The organism is Prochlorococcus marinus str. MIT 0918 (genome assembly GCF_027359415.1).
GTDB classification, from domain to species: domain Bacteria; phylum Cyanobacteriota; class Cyanobacteriia; order PCC-6307; family Cyanobiaceae; genus Prochlorococcus_E; species Prochlorococcus_E marinus_C.
The window spans coordinates 1,648,017-1,661,866 of the sequence record NZ_CP114780.1 but is presented as its reverse complement, the minus strand read 5'-3'; the positions used below and the strand labels follow the sequence as shown (position 1 = coordinate 1,661,866).

Here is a 13,850-nt window from a genome sequence, read left to right as displayed (position 1 = left end):
ATTTTAGTGAAAAGAACAATTAGTAATTGTCTATTCATACTCACAAGCTCTATAGCAATAGGATCAATAACAGCCATATCTGAGAATTTTATCAGTTTAACAGTAGATTCTTTCCTCCCTGAGATTAGTAAAATCAATGAATTCAGTCGACCTGGTACTATTACACTCCTAGACAATGATGGGGAAATTATTCAAAAGATTGGAGCTGTATCAAGAGAAAAAGTTGCCCCAGGTGAGATGCCAACCTTAATAAAAAAGGCCTTTATAGCATCTGAAGATCGAAGGTTTTATAATCATAAAGGGGTAGATTTATTAGGCATAAGTAGAGCAATAATCACTAACATTCGTAAGAGATCAGTAGTTGAAGGTGCTAGTACAATTACACAACAATTAGCAAGAATAATTTTCCTAAATCAAGAAAGAACATTAAAACGCAAACTAAAAGAAATTACCCTTGCCTACAAACTTGAAAGAGAGTTAACCAAAGGAGAAATAATCGAACAATATCTTAACAATGTTTATTTAGGATCTGGAGCATATGGAATTTCTGATGCAGCATGGATCTACTTTAAGAAGAAACCTGAGAATCTATCCCTGTCAGAAATTGCTCTTATAGCTGGCATTACTCCTGCTCCATCATTATTTTCTCCTCTAGTTAATAGTGACTTAGCACTAAAACGTAGATCAATGGTTCTGCAAAAGATGTACCTAGAAAAATTCATATCAAAAGAAGAATTATCAAGCGCCTTAACAAGTCCCTTAATTCTTCAACCAGCAATCCCAAAATATTCAATTAGCAAAGCTCCTTTTTTTACTAGCTGGGCTCAACAAAGTCTCCCTTATTTGCTCACAAAAGAACAACTTGAGATTGGAGGTCTGCAAATTCATACAAGTCTTATTCTAGATTGGCAGCTAAAGGCAAAAGATATTCTCCTCAATTACAGTCCTAAAGATACTAATGGAGCCATTGTTGCAATTGAACCTAATACAGGTCTCATTAGGGTGCTCGTGGGAGGGAAAAACTTTTATCAAAACCAATTCAACCGAGCCACTCAAGCACTTAGATCACCAGGTTCTACTTTTAAAATATTTACTTACGCAGCAGCTATTAACGAAGGTTATAAGCCAGAAGATGTTCTTTTTGATACGCCTAGATGCTGGTATGGGTATTGTCCAAAGAATTTTGGCGGTAAGTATTATGGTGAAATTTCATTAATCAAAGCCTTAGCTAATTCATTAAATACTGTTGCAGTTGATCTTTTGTCAAAAGTAGGTTTTAAGAAAGTAATATCGATAGCAAATAGTTTTGGAATTGGCCAAGACCGAGTTCTAGGGAGGTATTACTCTTTGGCAATAGGAGCAAATGAAGAAACGGTTCTTAATATGACAGCTGCTTATGCCGGTTTTACCAATAGAGGAAGATATATAAAACCATCTCCAATAAAAGAAATCAAATCATCTAATAACAAAATCTTGTGGAGTCAAGAAATAAATATAAAAAAAAGTACTATAGCTATTCCAATCAAAGTGGCCGATACAATAAATTGGATGTTAAGAAAAGTTGTCACCGAAGGGTCTGGCGTAGCTGCATCACTAAAGGATCGGGAAGTTGCAGGAAAAACTGGGACATCTGAAGGAAATCGTGACCTCTGGTTTATTGGTTCAATACCTCAACTTTCAACTGGAGTTTGGTTTGGGAAAGACAACAACGAAATCATCGATGGTACTAGCGGGGACGCTGCTTATGCATGGAGAAAATTTATGGAGGGAATTAATAATGATCTAAAAATTTTAAAATTTCCCGACCCACCTTTAAAAGTCAATTAATAAACGCTCTGTTGAATTCAAATGTCAATAATCGCAGCATAAAATCCGTCGCCATATTCTTCACCAGGCCATATTTGCTTTTGACTGATTAGCCGTAAATAATGATGAAGTGACATTAAATTTTCAATCTGAAAAAAATTCTCTTTTGGATGAAACGTACAAGTGGAATAGACAATGCGTCCTCCTACCTTTAATAACGGCAAAAGGTTTTCTAATAATTTTGATTGAACCCGAACTAATTCTGTAATTTTAGAAGGTGTAATCTTCCATCTTGCATCAGGATTTCTTGCCAAAGTGCCTAATCCTGAGCATGGAGCATCTAATAAGATTCTGTCAAAATAACCTCTCCAGGAAGGGAATCTTTCCAATAATGAGGAAGAATCAGCCTTGAGAAAATTAACACAATTGAAGCCAAGTCGATCGACATTAGAAGAAGTCGTTTTCAAACGATTAGAAGAACGATCTACTGCCCAAACCTCACTAGAGTCATCGACCAGCTCTGCTATATGCGTTGTTTTCCCTCCAGGGGCTGCGCACGCATCAAGAATACGCTCACCAGGCTTAGCTTCAAGTAAAGGTGCTACCCACTGTGCAGATCTATCTTGAACAGACCATTCCCCTTCTCTATATCCAGGCCATTCTCGTAAGTCTCCAAAACTAGAAACGACTTCTATACCATAAGGGGATCCCTCTATAGAATGACTTTTAAAACCCAAACTTTTAAATTTTTCTTGCACATTTTTAACATCAGACTTCATTCTATTAACTCTTAGATCAATAGAAGGGGGTTTATTCAACGCTTGAGCCGTTATCAATGCTTTAGCTTCTCCTCTCCAATCAATTAACCCCTGAGCTAGCCATATAGGAATTGAAAAAGATTTCGCAAATTGTTCTACTTTGTTCCCCCTAATGGGTAGCGTCTCCCCATTCTCATGGGCTCTCATCGCACGACGTAATATTGCATTAACTACTTTAGAAAGATGTCCTAAGTTCCTTTCTTTTGATAGTTCGACACTTGTATTAACTATTGCAGAAATAGGAACTCTTTGCATAAAAAAAATTTGATACATGCCTATATGAAGCAACCAACGTAAGAGAGGTGGCTGTTTAAGAGCAGGTACCTTTCCTAAATAATCAATCCAACTATCCAAAAACAAACGTTGACGAATTGCACCACAAGACAATTCCATGACAAAAGCTCTATCTACTTCAGTTAAAGAATATTTCCGAAAAGTACGTTCGATTGCAACATCAGAATATGCGCCACTTGCTACAGCTTGGAGAATCTCCCATACTGCCATCCTTGATAAAAGTCCGATTTTCAAATTCTTTCTAAAATAATTTAATTTACTCAGTTATATACCAATAATAATTATAATAGAGTTATTTAACAAATTTCATTAGGATCCACTTGCTATCAAAATCTAGTCTCTTAATATTCCAGAATATAATGCTAAAATTAAATTTCTAAAGGGCTCATTTGTTTGCATAACATCAGAGTCAGCAATTCTTTAAAAATCTCTTAAATAGAAGCTAATTACCCTCATGCCTCTTTTACCACGAAGATTTGAGAGGATCAAATCAGTCTTGAATCGTCGAATGTCAAACCTTACATTATTAATTGAAGAAGTAGAAAAGCCGCATAATCTATCAGCCATACTAAGAACTTGTGATGCCATTGGAATACTCGAAACTCATATTATAAGCAAACAAAATAAAACACCAACTTTCAACAATACTGCACAAGGCAGTCAAAAGTGGGTAAGGTTAAAGCAACATAAAAGTATTTCGGAAGCAATTAAATCATTAAAGCAAATGGGGTTTAAATTATATGGAACTAATCTACAAGAAAATGCAAAAGATTATCGCCTACTTGATTATACAAAAGCAACTGCTTTTGTTATAGGTGCTGAGAAATGGGGATTGAGTCAAGAAGCAAAAGAGTTGGTAGACGAATCAATTTACATCCCTATGAGAGGGATGGTTCAGTCTCTAAACGTCTCAGTAGCTACTGCAATACTTCTTTCTGAAGCATTAAAACAACGAGATAAGGAAGGTAAAACTCCACAATCAGGTGAAGGGCTAACTAAAGATCTTTATAAACAAACCTTATTTGAATGGTCTTATCCCGAGGTGGCAAATTGGTGTAAAAAGGAAGGTCGTAATTACCCTGAATTAGGAACTAATGGAGAAATCTTGGAAAGTCTACCTAGAACGATTAAATTCCATTGTTAGATCTAAATAAATTAATTTGTTTTTGATATAAAAGAATTATTTCTGAACTGTTTTTTTGTGATTAAAAAAAAGCTCTAAAGATTCCCCAACAAGAGACAGTGAAAGAACCAATCCAAACATCGCAATTCCTGGATATAGGGCTGTCCACCAGATACCTAATGGCATTGCATCTAAAGCCATATTCAAATCACTACCCCATTCAGGAATCGTTTCAGGCAAGCCCAATCCAAGAAAGCCTAGACTTCCTAAAATCAAAACTGCATCAGCAGCATTTAAAGTTAAAAGCACAGGTACAGAAGTAATAACATTTTTAAACAGATATCTTTTCATTATCCATAAAGGGCCTGCACCCATGGCCTTAGCCGCTTCTACATATTGTTCGGTTTTGACCTGCGCCGTTTGATTTCGAACAACGCGAAAATATTGCGGTATATATACAACACATAAGGCGATAGATGCATTGGGAATTCCTCTCCCAAGAAGGAAAGCAATCACTACCGACAAAAGCAAGACTGGGACAGTATAAAGCGTTTCCATTATTAACACCAAAGCCTTGTCAAAAAAACCACCAATATATCCACTAAGAATACCAATAGGCAGTCCAATTAACACGGCAAGCCCAACAGCTAAAAAAACGACTTGGAGAGCAACACTTGTACCTTGCAAAGTTCTTGAACAAACATCTCTCCCTAAACGGTCTGTTCCACAGAAATGCTCTAAAGAAGGTGGGGCAAAAATGGGGCTATCTAGTCCGAACTGTCCATCAGGAATAAGCCCTAGATTTATTAAGATAGGAGTAAGAAAAGCAATAACTAAATAAATACCTAATAAACAAACCCCCCAATCACTCATCTTTTGAGACAGACTTTTTACGCCAGATTGACTAAATGGGAAAAACATCTAACAACACATGCTCTTTTATGAAAAATCATAATAATAAATAGAATTTTTTTGGATTAAAGGTTTATATAGGTACATATTCAAATATGCGTGGACATGTTTTTTAAAAATCGAGGCCTTACAGTTGGAGATTTAACGATAATTCTAGGGATATGCATATTCATCGGAATATTGTGGTCAACTTTTCTCAAAAATAATGATAATGAGCAAAGTCTTAATCTAATAAATAGAATTGAAAATGAACTTGTTAGTTCAAAAAAGATCTAAAAAATTAGAATAGTTTTTATTGGTTTAATTTTAAAACTGCCATAAAAGCTTCTTGAGGAACGTCTACTTTCCCCATGGATTTCATCCTTTTCTTACCTTTTGCTTGTTTTTGAAGCAGTTTTTTCTTACGGGATATATCGCCGCCATAACACTTAGCTAAAACATCCTTACGAAGGGCGCTAATACTTTCACTTGCGATAATTCTACTTCCAATAGAAGCCTGTAATGGGATCTTAAATTGCTGCCTAGGGATTAATTCTTTTAACTTCTCGACCAATCCTCTGCCAACTCCATAGGCTTTTTCTCTATGAACGATAGTAGTCAAGGGGTCAGCTCTTTCGGAATTAATTAGAACATCTAACCGAACTAAATCATTTTTTCGATACCCAATAAGATGATATTCCATCGAAGCATAACCTTTAGTACGACTTTTCATCTGATCAAAAAAATCTGTCACAACTTCCGCTAATGGGATCTCATAAATAAGGGTAACTCTATCAGTAGTTATATATTTCATATCAACAAATTCACCTCGACGGTCTTGGCAAAGCCCCATTAAAGTTCCATTAAAGTCATTAGGTGAATATATTTCAATTCGAACATATGGTTCTTCTATAGATTCACGTTTTTGTGGGTCCGGCAAAGTAGCTGGATTATCAATTAATAAAACTTCTCCATCAATCATATTCACTTGATAAATAACAGATGGAGCCGTAACAATTAGATCCAAATCATATTCACGTTCTAATCTTTCTTGAACTATCTCCATATGAAGCAATCCAAGAAAACCACAACGAAAACCAAAGCCCATTGCACTACTAGTTTCCGGCTCATATTTCAATGCAGCATCAGAAAGTTGTAACTTGTCCAATGCTTCTCTTAAATCTGGATATTGGTCAGCATCTGTAGGGAAAAGCCCACAAAAAACCATTGGTTTTGCTTCTTTATATCCAGGTAAAGGAGTAGATGCAATTTGATTACATAGGGTAATAGTGTCTCCTACACGAGCATCTGCAACAGCTTTTATTGAAGCTGCTAAATAACCTACTTCTCCAGCATGTAATTCATTTACTTGAATCTGGTCTGGAGCCATTATACCAATTTCATCCAACTCATAACTCTTCTTACTCGCCATTAAATAAACTTTATCTTTTGATGAAATGCTGCCAGTCATTACACGAAAATAAACAATGACTCCCCTATAAGGATCATAATAAGAGTCAAAGATCAAAGCTTTAGTTGACTCATTCAACAAAGCTTTAGGGGGAGGTATTTTATTTACTATCGCCTGAAGGATCTCTGGAATGCCTAACCCAGTTTTTGCAGAGCAAGAAATTGCATTAGACGTATCCAAACCAATAATCGATTCAATCTCTTTCTTAATCTTTTCAGGGTCCGATCCAGGCAAATCAACTTTATTTAAAACAGGAATAATTTCCAAATCATTTTCTAATGCCAAATAAACATTTGCCAACGTCTGGGCCTCAACACCCTGACTTGCATCTACTACTAATAAGGCGCCTTCACAAGCTTGCAAAGACCTACTCACTTCATACGAAAAATCTACATGACCAGGAGTATCTATAAGATTCAACACATATTGTTCGCCATCACTATTGAGATAATTCATTCTTGCTGCTTGGAGCTTGATAGTTATTCCTCTTTCCCTTTCAATATCCATATTATCAAGAAACTGCTCCTGCATATCTCTTGAAGAGACGGTATTCGTTTCTTGTAAAAGTCTGTCAGCCAAGGTTGATTTGCCATGATCAATATGAGCAATTATGCAAAAATTTCTTAATCTAGAGACAGCGACGTCAGTCATGTGCTTTTAGTTATCTAAAGAGATTTGAAAAGTGTTTGTGAATCATCAAAGTCATCCAATTAAGAAAAAAAAGCGCATAACTCACTCAACCTAAACCAAGAAGAGTGTTACTACGGCTTCGAAGATTATCAAATAATTCTCTATCTTTTTTCAAGTCTTTCCCATAACTAGGTAGCAGTTTTTTCAATCTTTCTTGCCAAATATTTGATGACAATTTCTCACTCCAACATCGTTTCAAAATTTCTAACATTATCGAAACTGCTGTACTAGCCCCAGGTGAAGCACCAAGCAAAGCTGCAAGAGTACCATCTGAAGAAGATACTACTTCCGTACCAAATTTTAGTAGACCTCCTCTAGAAGTCTTTTTAATAATTTGTACCCTCTGTCCTGCAATTGAGACCTGCCAATCATCTGATCTAGCCTCAGGGAAAAAGTCCCTCAATTGATCCATTCTCGCAGAGTGGTCAAGTTGCAATTGGCTAATCAAATACTTGATCAAATCATAATTCCCCAATCCTGCTTGTATCATCGGAGTAACATTTGAGAATTGAATCGATCGAAAGAAATCCCAATTAGATCCATTCTTTAAAAATTTAGTATTAAAACCTGCAAATGGTCCAAACAATAAAGACTTCTTTCCTTCTATCCATCTAGAATCTAAATGAGGTACAGACATTGGTGGCGCTCCTACGGCACTAGTTCCATAAACTTTCGCATTATGTTGATTAGCTAATTCTTCATCATTGCATACCAACCATTTACCGCTTACAGGAAACCCACCATAGTCATAGCATTCAGCTATCCCAGATTTTTTCAAGAGTGACAAAGCTCCTCCACCAGCTCCCAGAAAAAGAAAAGATGCCTGAACACTAGTAACTTCTCTTTCATTAAGCACTGAAAGCTGCCAGGTTCTCTTATTAGCTCTTTGAATGTCTATTACTTCAGTAGAATATTTGATTTCAATAGCTCCGCTTTTTTCTAAGACTTTTAAATAAGCGCATGTAAGTGCTCCAAAGTCAATATCAGTACCTCTTGCCATACGTGTTGCAGCAACTTTCTGATGCGGTTGACGACTTTTCATCATTAAAGGGATCCATTCTCTAATCTCCTCTTTGTCATCACTCCATTCCATCTCTTTAAAAACATCTACTGAACTGAGCTGTAAAAAACGTTGGCGTAAATATGAAATATCATTCTGAGACCAAACACAACTCACATGAGGTAAAGCATGTAAAAATTCATCGGGAACAAGTTTTCCCATTTCGGTCATAGAAGACCAGAATTCTAAGCTTCTTTCAAAAGAAGCATTAATAGCTAGAGCTTTATCAATATTTAAACTCCCATCAGAATTTAATGGGGTGTAATTGAATTCACAATTAGCAGCATGTCCTGTACCGGAATTATTAACTGCACAACTACTTTCCAAACCTGGCGCATGCAAACGTTCAACAATTAATATCTTCATATCAGGCTCTAACTCATGAAGCAATACAGCCAATGTAGAGCTCATAATGCCAGCACCAACTAATACCGCATCAAATTGAGTTTCAGAGCCTAGAGAGTCAGATGCAAACACAAATCCAAATCTTTTCTAATTAGTACAGAATATTGAGTAGGCTAGATATACTTAAACACAATCAACAGCCTTATGGAAAATGAGACCATGGCTCTTACACATGAAAATGTTGAAAAAGTCCTTGATGAATTAAGACCATTCTTAATGGCTGATGGAGGTAATGTAGAAATAGTAGAAATTGATGGCCCAATAGTCAAAGTAAGATTACAAGGGGCTTGTGGCAGCTGTCCTAGTAGCACCATGACACTTAAAATGGGCATTGAAAGAAAGCTTCAGGAAATGATCCCAGAGGTAAGTGAGGTGATTCAGGTTTTATAAATCAACAAGTAAATTGGAATTGATTTTTTCATTAACCTTACAAAAATATCTTTTGTGTCAAAAGGAAATTGACTATGTATCCAAGGACTCTTTTTCTGAAAGTTCTCTTTTTATTGCAGTCTGTAGATCCAGACAATCTAATGGGAGTCCTCTATAAATAGCAATTAGCAAGGGGGCTATAGCCCCTGCAATAAAAATGAAGCGATAAAGGTCTAATGAATTTGATTTTGCAATATAAGTAATCACATAAATCAAAGAAATATATAAATGGAAGAATAAGAATCTACTGGGATTCTTACCCATCCACCTAATAGCTGATCCAAGAAAAAACAAAACAGGTTTCATCCTTTAATTCTTCGAGTAAATAGGAATAGAACTAAAATCCTCAATTAGATCCAATCTAGAAATTGAGTCTTTAAAGATCATATGCTATTCAATTTCGCCTATAAAGGCTTCAAACATTAACGAAATCTATAGCTTGCTTGCTCTGTATCAAAGTGAACTACAAAACTATTTTAAAAAAAAGAAAATAAATAATGTAGCAACCGCTACAAAAAAACGTTCGCTCTGGATTTCAGAGCGCAGTTCCAGCCTGGTCAAGGAACGGGGGCCAGGCACTAAAACGGACTCTGCAAATGGAAACCCTTATTTATCGAGGAAAAGCATACGTTCAGCACAAACAAATTGCACAGAAGCACTTTGTTGAACTGACTTATAGACAAAATGTCTATATCAACAGACAAGAAAAAGCCTCGCCTCTCTTCTCAACACTTACTTACCGTGGAGTGCAATATCAAAAAGCCTAAGCACAATCTTGTTTAGCTATCTATCTTAATTAAATAATAAAGAGCTTAAAAGCATTAAAGTTGCTTTTAAGCTCTTTATTATTTTCTAACTAGTAACTTATTTTTGAACCCACTTAAATCAAACGACAAATAGAATCAAGTTAATTAAAGAAGTTCAAGATTCTTATGTTAGGACAATCTGTCTGAGGTATTGATTGAAAAGAATTAATTTAGGAAAATAAAATTCTATATTAAAAGAATTATATAAAAATTTTAATTAATAGTTATTGACGGAAAGAGAAATTTTAAATTCAAAAAGATTTTTCTTATTTATTCTTAAAAATCAATTTAGGTTTCAAAAGATATATTCTCAGCTATTGTTTTTTTGCACCTTACATCAAAAGAGATATTATAATAATTTATAAATAAATTATTATAATGATTGAGCTGACGTTAATGGTTCTTCTTAACTCTATAGGAGATAAGTTTTGCGAATATCGTTCAGAAGGGAGTGATACTTACAAGGCTTTACTCTTAGCTTATAGTGATGCTAGTGAAAAATATGGTGTATCAGAAGTCAAAAAAGTAATTTCCGAATCAGAAGCTTTGAACTTCACTGCTGTTTCTGTTGCCCTTCTGAAATGTCCACAACACTTATAATTCGGTATCCCTGATTAAATTATTATTCATTATAACCAGCATTGATTATATTAACTATATAAAGTTTAAGCTAAAGCAATCCCAAATAACATCTCAGCAATGAGCTCTTTCAGAGCAGTCTTGCCAGCATTAGCTAATAAATATTATTTTAACTATGGTGGACAGGGTCCTTTACCTACATCTTCAATAAAAGCAATTACAGATAGTTGGTACAAGATACAAGAACTGGGTCCTTTTACAAATAATGTATGGCCTTATATCTCTAATGAAATCAAAGAAACAAAAGCTCTACTATCAATAATTTGTGGGGTAACAAATAATAGAGTTGCGCTCACAGAAAATGTCACCAGTGGGTGCATATTGCCATTATTAGGTTTGCCTTTAAATTCAGGAGACCACCTTTTAATAAGTGATTGCGAACACCCTGGTGTTGTATCAGCCTGTAAGGAATTAGCAAAAAGACATCATCTAATAATAGATATCCTAAAAGTTCAAAGTCTAAATAAATCAGTTTATACAAAAACACAAAAAGACAATCTAATAATTCAACAACTAGAGAAAACTTTATGCCAAAAGACTAAAGTTATAGTTTTATCTCATATCCTATGGAATACAGGGGAAATAATGCCTATAGAATTAATTTCAGAGCTCATTAATAATCACAAGAATAAACCTTATTTACTAGTTGATGCAGCACAAAGCTTTGGTCAAATCTCTATCAAAGATGCTGCTTCAAAAGCAGATATTTATGCTTTTACAGGGCATAAATGGGCATTTGGACCGGAAGGTCTTGGAGGGGTTATCCTTTCAGAGAGAGTGTTAAGTGAATCAAATCCTACTCTAGTTGGATGGAAAAGTCTTAAAAAAGAAGAGAGCATTTATAGCAATAATCTCAACCCCTTTCATACAGATGGTAGACGATTTGAAATAGCAACCTCATGTACCCCTTTATTAGCAGGCTTACGCAACTCTCTTAATCTTCTTCAACAAGAAGGAACTGCTAGTGAAAGGCTCAAAACAATTAAAACTTTTAGCAACAGACTATGGTCAAAATTAATGGCTGCAAAGGGGATAAACCCCATTCTGCAAACATCCCCACCTGCAGGTTTAGTTGCTTTTAACATAGATTCTCAACTTTCTCCAAATCAAATCGTCAAGAAACTTGGCAGACAATCTATTTGGATAAGAGTTTTAGAAGATCCCACATGGTTACGAGCATGTGTTCATATAACAAGTACCGAAGAAGAAATAAACAAACTTATCTATTCAGTAATAGAAATTACTAAAGAGACAGTTTTATAACCTCAAAGTCAAAGCTTGTCTCGCAATCTCCCTATCATCAAAAGGGATTTTTTCTAATCCAAGTATTTGATAATTCTCATGTCCTTTGCCAGCAATTAATACGACATCCTTGGGAGCAGCCTTCAAAACTGCCAACTCAATCGCATTACGTCGATCACTCTCAACAATCACCTCTTCCTCTGTAGGTATTCCAGTTAAAACATCTTTAATAATCAGCTGAGGGTCTTCAGTGCGTGGGTTATCCGATGTAAGTATGACGAAATCAGCTAATTGTGCTGCAACAGCTCCCATTAATGGACGTTTACCTTTATCTCTATCTCCACCACAACCAAATACACAATATATTCTCCCAGTAGTCACCATACGCAAAGTAGTTAAAGCATTTTTCAAGCCATCTGGTGTATGTGCATAATCGACTAAAATCACAGGTGCCTTAATCTTTCCACCTCTCAAACTTATTTGCTCCATACGGCCTGGGACTCCAGGAAATTTGTTTATAGCAGGCAAAAGTTTGTCCAAGTCGAAACCTTGTTGCAATAGCACCCCAACAGCTTCAAGCAAATTCATTAAATTAAACATTCCTATTAAAGGAGAATTAAAAAAGCCTTCTCCAAGGGGACTATGTAAAACACCTTCTACACCATTAGACGATAATTTTATATCCGTAAGGAATAGTTCTGGATGTTCGTTCTTAATTAAATTACTATCCAAAGAAGCTCTCCAACAAGCATCTTTTAATTGAGTAGACAATCTATATCCCCATGGGTCATCAATATTGACGATAGCTCTTGCTCCGTTTCCTTTTAATAGAGGTGGTTGAAACAAGAGGGTCTTTACCTGAAAATATTGCTCCATGGATTTATGGTAATCAAGGTGATCTTGTGTGAGATTTGTAAAGACAGCTCCTGAGAAACGACATCCAGTAACACGTTGCTGGGCTAAAGCATGTGAACTAACTTCCATAGCTACTAAACAAGTACCTGAAGATTCAGCTTTCGCAAGTTGGGCTTGCAATTGATCAGCAAACGAAGTTGTATGAGCTGCAGTTTGGCTATACCCTGGCCAACGGTTCACTAAAGTACCAAACAATGCAGATTGCACTCCAGAACTAGAGCTAAGATGTTCTATAAGGTATGTAGTAGTTGTTTTTCCGTTAGTCCCTGTTACACCAATCAGATTCATCTTTAATGATGGTTTGTCCCACAAAACTGCAGCCAACTCCCCCATACAAGCACTAACTGGAATAGGAGAAACAAAAACCAAATCATCTTCTTCTGGGGGATCTATCTTTGCTGCATTAATGCTTATAACTGCAGCAACTGCTCCTTTAGATAAAGCCTTCCGCCAAAAGCAACCTCCATCAACATTTTCGCCTATCAAACCTACAAATAATGCTCCCTGACACAAGTCTCTAGTATCACAGCTAATACTGTGAACCTTAATTTCTTGCAGCTCAACAGAAGATTGAATCCCAACTTCTTTTAAAAGTGAGTGGAGATCATGAGGCATACTTAAAAATGCAAAGGAAAAGCTTTAAGTTTTAAAATTTTTCTTGAATATTTTTTTGAAGCCAAGTAAAAAGCCCCTCATCTGAAAGTCTTGGTGAAACCCTTGGTAATTCAATTATTCTAGATGTTTTATATATTGCAAGAAGCAAGACTGGTACTTCTAGTGAATACCTAGCTCTATCTACTTCAGAGACACTTTCCCCATCAATATCTCGTACCCATAAATTCAAAGGTGGATTTAATTTATTCAAATCAAGATTATTTAATCGTTCTTCTAATCCTTCACATAAACAGCAACCAACCCTGCTTAAGAGAATTAATTTATTGCCATCCATCAATCAATCTGGCACAGGATCACACCCACAAGGAGTAAATGGATGGCATCGAGACAATCTCTTGACTGTAAGCCACCCACCTTTCCATGGACCATGTCTAGAGATAGCTTCTAAGCCATATTCACTACAAGTTGGAACAAATCGGCAGTTAGGTCCTAACAAAGGAGAAATCCAATTTCTATAAAAGCTGATCATGTTTAAAAACAACTTCCCAAAAAGGTCATTCATCTTCTTAATCATGTTTCAAGATAAGATATTCAGCTAGTGGAGAAAATTTGGGACAAGGTTTTAATTCCTCATCCTAAATATAAT

The 13,850-nt window shown here is 35.8% G+C and carries 14 protein-coding genes; 6 read left to right on the top strand and 8 right to left on the bottom strand.

Annotation, left to right across the window (positions count from 1 at the left end):
- The first annotated feature begins 6 nt into the window (after positions 1 to 6).
- Positions 7 to 1,827, top strand: coding sequence for a transglycosylase domain-containing protein (locus tag O5636_RS09015; protein WP_269622460.1), 1,821 nt, complete (start codon positions 7 to 9; stop codon positions 1,825 to 1,827).
- A gap of 17 nt (positions 1,828 to 1,844) precedes the next feature.
- Here the strand turns inward: O5636_RS09015 and O5636_RS09010 are convergent, their stop codons facing one another.
- A complete protein-coding gene (locus tag O5636_RS09010) occupies positions 1,845 to 3,128 on the bottom strand; it encodes a 16S rRNA (cytosine(967)-C(5))-methyltransferase (RefSeq protein WP_269622459.1) in 1,284 nt (427 codons plus the stop codon).
- Positions 3,129 to 3,372: 244 nt separating this feature from the next.
- Here O5636_RS09010 and trmH point away from each other — a divergent pair, with 244 nt between their 5' ends.
- Complete coding sequence (gene trmH, locus O5636_RS09005) at positions 3,373 to 4,062, top strand: tRNA (guanosine(18)-2'-O)-methyltransferase TrmH (protein ID WP_269622458.1); 690 nt, start codon at positions 3,373 to 3,375, stop codon at positions 4,060 to 4,062.
- 36 nt (positions 4,063 to 4,098) lie between these two features.
- Here trmH and O5636_RS09000 read toward each other — a convergent pair whose 3' ends face one another.
- The 3 genes from O5636_RS09000 to O5636_RS08990 form a co-directional block, all read right to left on the bottom strand.
- Positions 4,099 to 4,962, bottom strand: coding sequence for an ABC transporter permease (locus tag O5636_RS09000; RefSeq protein WP_269622457.1), 864 nt, complete (start codon positions 4,960 to 4,962; stop codon positions 4,099 to 4,101).
- 283 nt (positions 4,963 to 5,245) lie between these two features.
- Positions 5,246 to 7,054 carry a translation elongation factor 4 gene (lepA, locus tag O5636_RS08995; RefSeq protein WP_269622456.1) on the bottom strand — a complete coding sequence of 603 codons (1,809 nt, stop codon included), beginning with the start codon at positions 7,052 to 7,054 and terminating at the stop codon, positions 5,246 to 5,248.
- A gap of 85 nt (positions 7,055 to 7,139) precedes the next feature.
- On the bottom strand, positions 7,140 to 8,630 hold the full coding sequence (locus O5636_RS08990) for a malate:quinone oxidoreductase (RefSeq protein WP_269622455.1): 1,491 nt from the start codon (positions 8,628 to 8,630) through the stop codon (positions 7,140 to 7,142).
- A 72-nt stretch (positions 8,631 to 8,702) separates the two neighbouring features.
- On the opposite strand from O5636_RS08990, the gene O5636_RS08985 reads away from it, so the two are divergent.
- Positions 8,703 to 8,948 carry a NifU family protein gene (locus tag O5636_RS08985; protein ID WP_269622454.1) on the top strand — a complete coding sequence of 82 codons (246 nt, stop codon included), beginning with the start codon at positions 8,703 to 8,705 and terminating at the stop codon, positions 8,946 to 8,948.
- 72 nt (positions 8,949 to 9,020) lie between these two features.
- On the opposite strand, the gene O5636_RS08980 is transcribed toward O5636_RS08985, so the two are convergent.
- The gene (locus tag O5636_RS08980) at positions 9,021 to 9,293 is read right to left on the bottom strand and encodes a hypothetical protein (protein WP_269622453.1); all 273 of its coding nucleotides are present in this window, start codon (positions 9,291 to 9,293) and stop codon (positions 9,021 to 9,023) included.
- A 290-nt stretch (positions 9,294 to 9,583) separates the two neighbouring features.
- Here O5636_RS08980 and O5636_RS08975 point away from each other — a divergent pair, with 290 nt between their 5' ends.
- The 3 genes from O5636_RS08975 (at position 9,584) to O5636_RS08965 (ending at position 11,695) form a co-directional block, all read left to right on the top strand.
- Positions 9,584 to 9,754 carry a DUF4278 domain-containing protein gene (locus tag O5636_RS08975; protein ID WP_269622452.1) on the top strand — a complete coding sequence of 57 codons (171 nt, stop codon included), beginning with the start codon at positions 9,584 to 9,586 and terminating at the stop codon, positions 9,752 to 9,754.
- A gap of 417 nt (positions 9,755 to 10,171) precedes the next feature.
- Positions 10,172 to 10,393 carry a hypothetical protein gene (locus O5636_RS08970; RefSeq protein ID WP_269622451.1) on the top strand — a complete coding sequence of 74 codons (222 nt, stop codon included), beginning with the start codon at positions 10,172 to 10,174 and terminating at the stop codon, positions 10,391 to 10,393.
- Between the two features lie 99 nt (positions 10,394 to 10,492).
- Positions 10,493 to 11,695 carry an aminotransferase class V-fold PLP-dependent enzyme gene (locus tag O5636_RS08965; RefSeq protein ID WP_269622450.1) on the top strand — a complete coding sequence of 401 codons (1,203 nt, stop codon included), beginning with the start codon at positions 10,493 to 10,495 and terminating at the stop codon, positions 11,693 to 11,695.
- Here the strand turns inward: O5636_RS08965 and O5636_RS08960 are convergent.
- Genes O5636_RS08960 through yidD form a run of 3 tightly spaced genes read right to left on the bottom strand, consistent with a single transcriptional unit; the run spans position 11,690 to position 13,778 of the window.
- Positions 11,690 to 13,204 carry a UDP-N-acetylmuramoyl-L-alanyl-D-glutamate--2,6-diaminopimelate ligase gene (locus tag O5636_RS08960; protein WP_269622449.1) on the bottom strand — a complete coding sequence of 505 codons (1,515 nt, stop codon included), beginning with the start codon at positions 13,202 to 13,204 and terminating at the stop codon, positions 11,690 to 11,692. The two genes, O5636_RS08965 and O5636_RS08960, sit on opposite strands and share 6 nt — an antisense overlap.
- A gap of 31 nt (positions 13,205 to 13,235) precedes the next feature.
- A complete protein-coding gene (locus tag O5636_RS08955) occupies positions 13,236 to 13,538 on the bottom strand; it encodes a glutaredoxin family protein (RefSeq protein ID WP_269622448.1) in 303 nt (100 codons plus the stop codon).
- Between the two features lie 3 nt (positions 13,539 to 13,541).
- A complete protein-coding gene (gene yidD, locus O5636_RS08950) occupies positions 13,542 to 13,778 on the bottom strand; it encodes a membrane protein insertion efficiency factor YidD (protein WP_269622447.1) in 237 nt (78 codons plus the stop codon).
- Positions 13,779 to 13,850: the final 72 nt, after the last annotated feature.

Excerpts from the sequence above, each read along its gene's own strand:
- O5636_RS09010 (WP_269622459.1), bottom strand. The coding sequence starts at position 3,128 with ATGGCAGTATGGGAGATTCTCCAAGCTGTAGCAAGTGGCGCATATTCT.
- trmH (WP_269622458.1), top strand. The coding sequence starts at position 3,373 with ATGCCTCTTTTACCACGAAGATTTGAGAGGATCAAATCAGTCTTGAAT.
- O5636_RS09000 (WP_269622457.1), bottom strand. The coding sequence starts at position 4,962 with ATGTTTTTCCCATTTAGTCAATCTGGCGTAAAAAGTCTGTCTCAAAAG.
- lepA (WP_269622456.1), bottom strand. The coding sequence starts at position 7,054 with ATGACTGACGTCGCTGTCTCTAGATTAAGAAATTTTTGCATAATTGCT.
- O5636_RS08985 (WP_269622454.1), top strand. The coding sequence starts at position 8,703 with ATGGAAAATGAGACCATGGCTCTTACACATGAAAATGTTGAAAAAGTC.
- O5636_RS08980 (WP_269622453.1), bottom strand. The coding sequence starts at position 9,293 with ATGAAACCTGTTTTGTTTTTTCTTGGATCAGCTATTAGGTGGATGGGT.
- O5636_RS08975 (WP_269622452.1), top strand. The coding sequence starts at position 9,584 with ATGGAAACCCTTATTTATCGAGGAAAAGCATACGTTCAGCACAAACAA.
- O5636_RS08970 (WP_269622451.1), top strand. The coding sequence starts at position 10,172 with ATGATTGAGCTGACGTTAATGGTTCTTCTTAACTCTATAGGAGATAAG.
- O5636_RS08965 (WP_269622450.1), top strand. The coding sequence starts at position 10,493 with ATGAGCTCTTTCAGAGCAGTCTTGCCAGCATTAGCTAATAAATATTAT.
- O5636_RS08960 (WP_269622449.1), bottom strand. The coding sequence starts at position 13,204 with ATGCCTCATGATCTCCACTCACTTTTAAAAGAAGTTGGGATTCAATCT.
- O5636_RS08955 (WP_269622448.1), bottom strand. The coding sequence starts at position 13,538 with ATGGATGGCAATAAATTAATTCTCTTAAGCAGGGTTGGTTGCTGTTTA.
- yidD (WP_269622447.1), bottom strand. The coding sequence starts at position 13,778 with ATGATTAAGAAGATGAATGACCTTTTTGGGAAGTTGTTTTTAAACATG.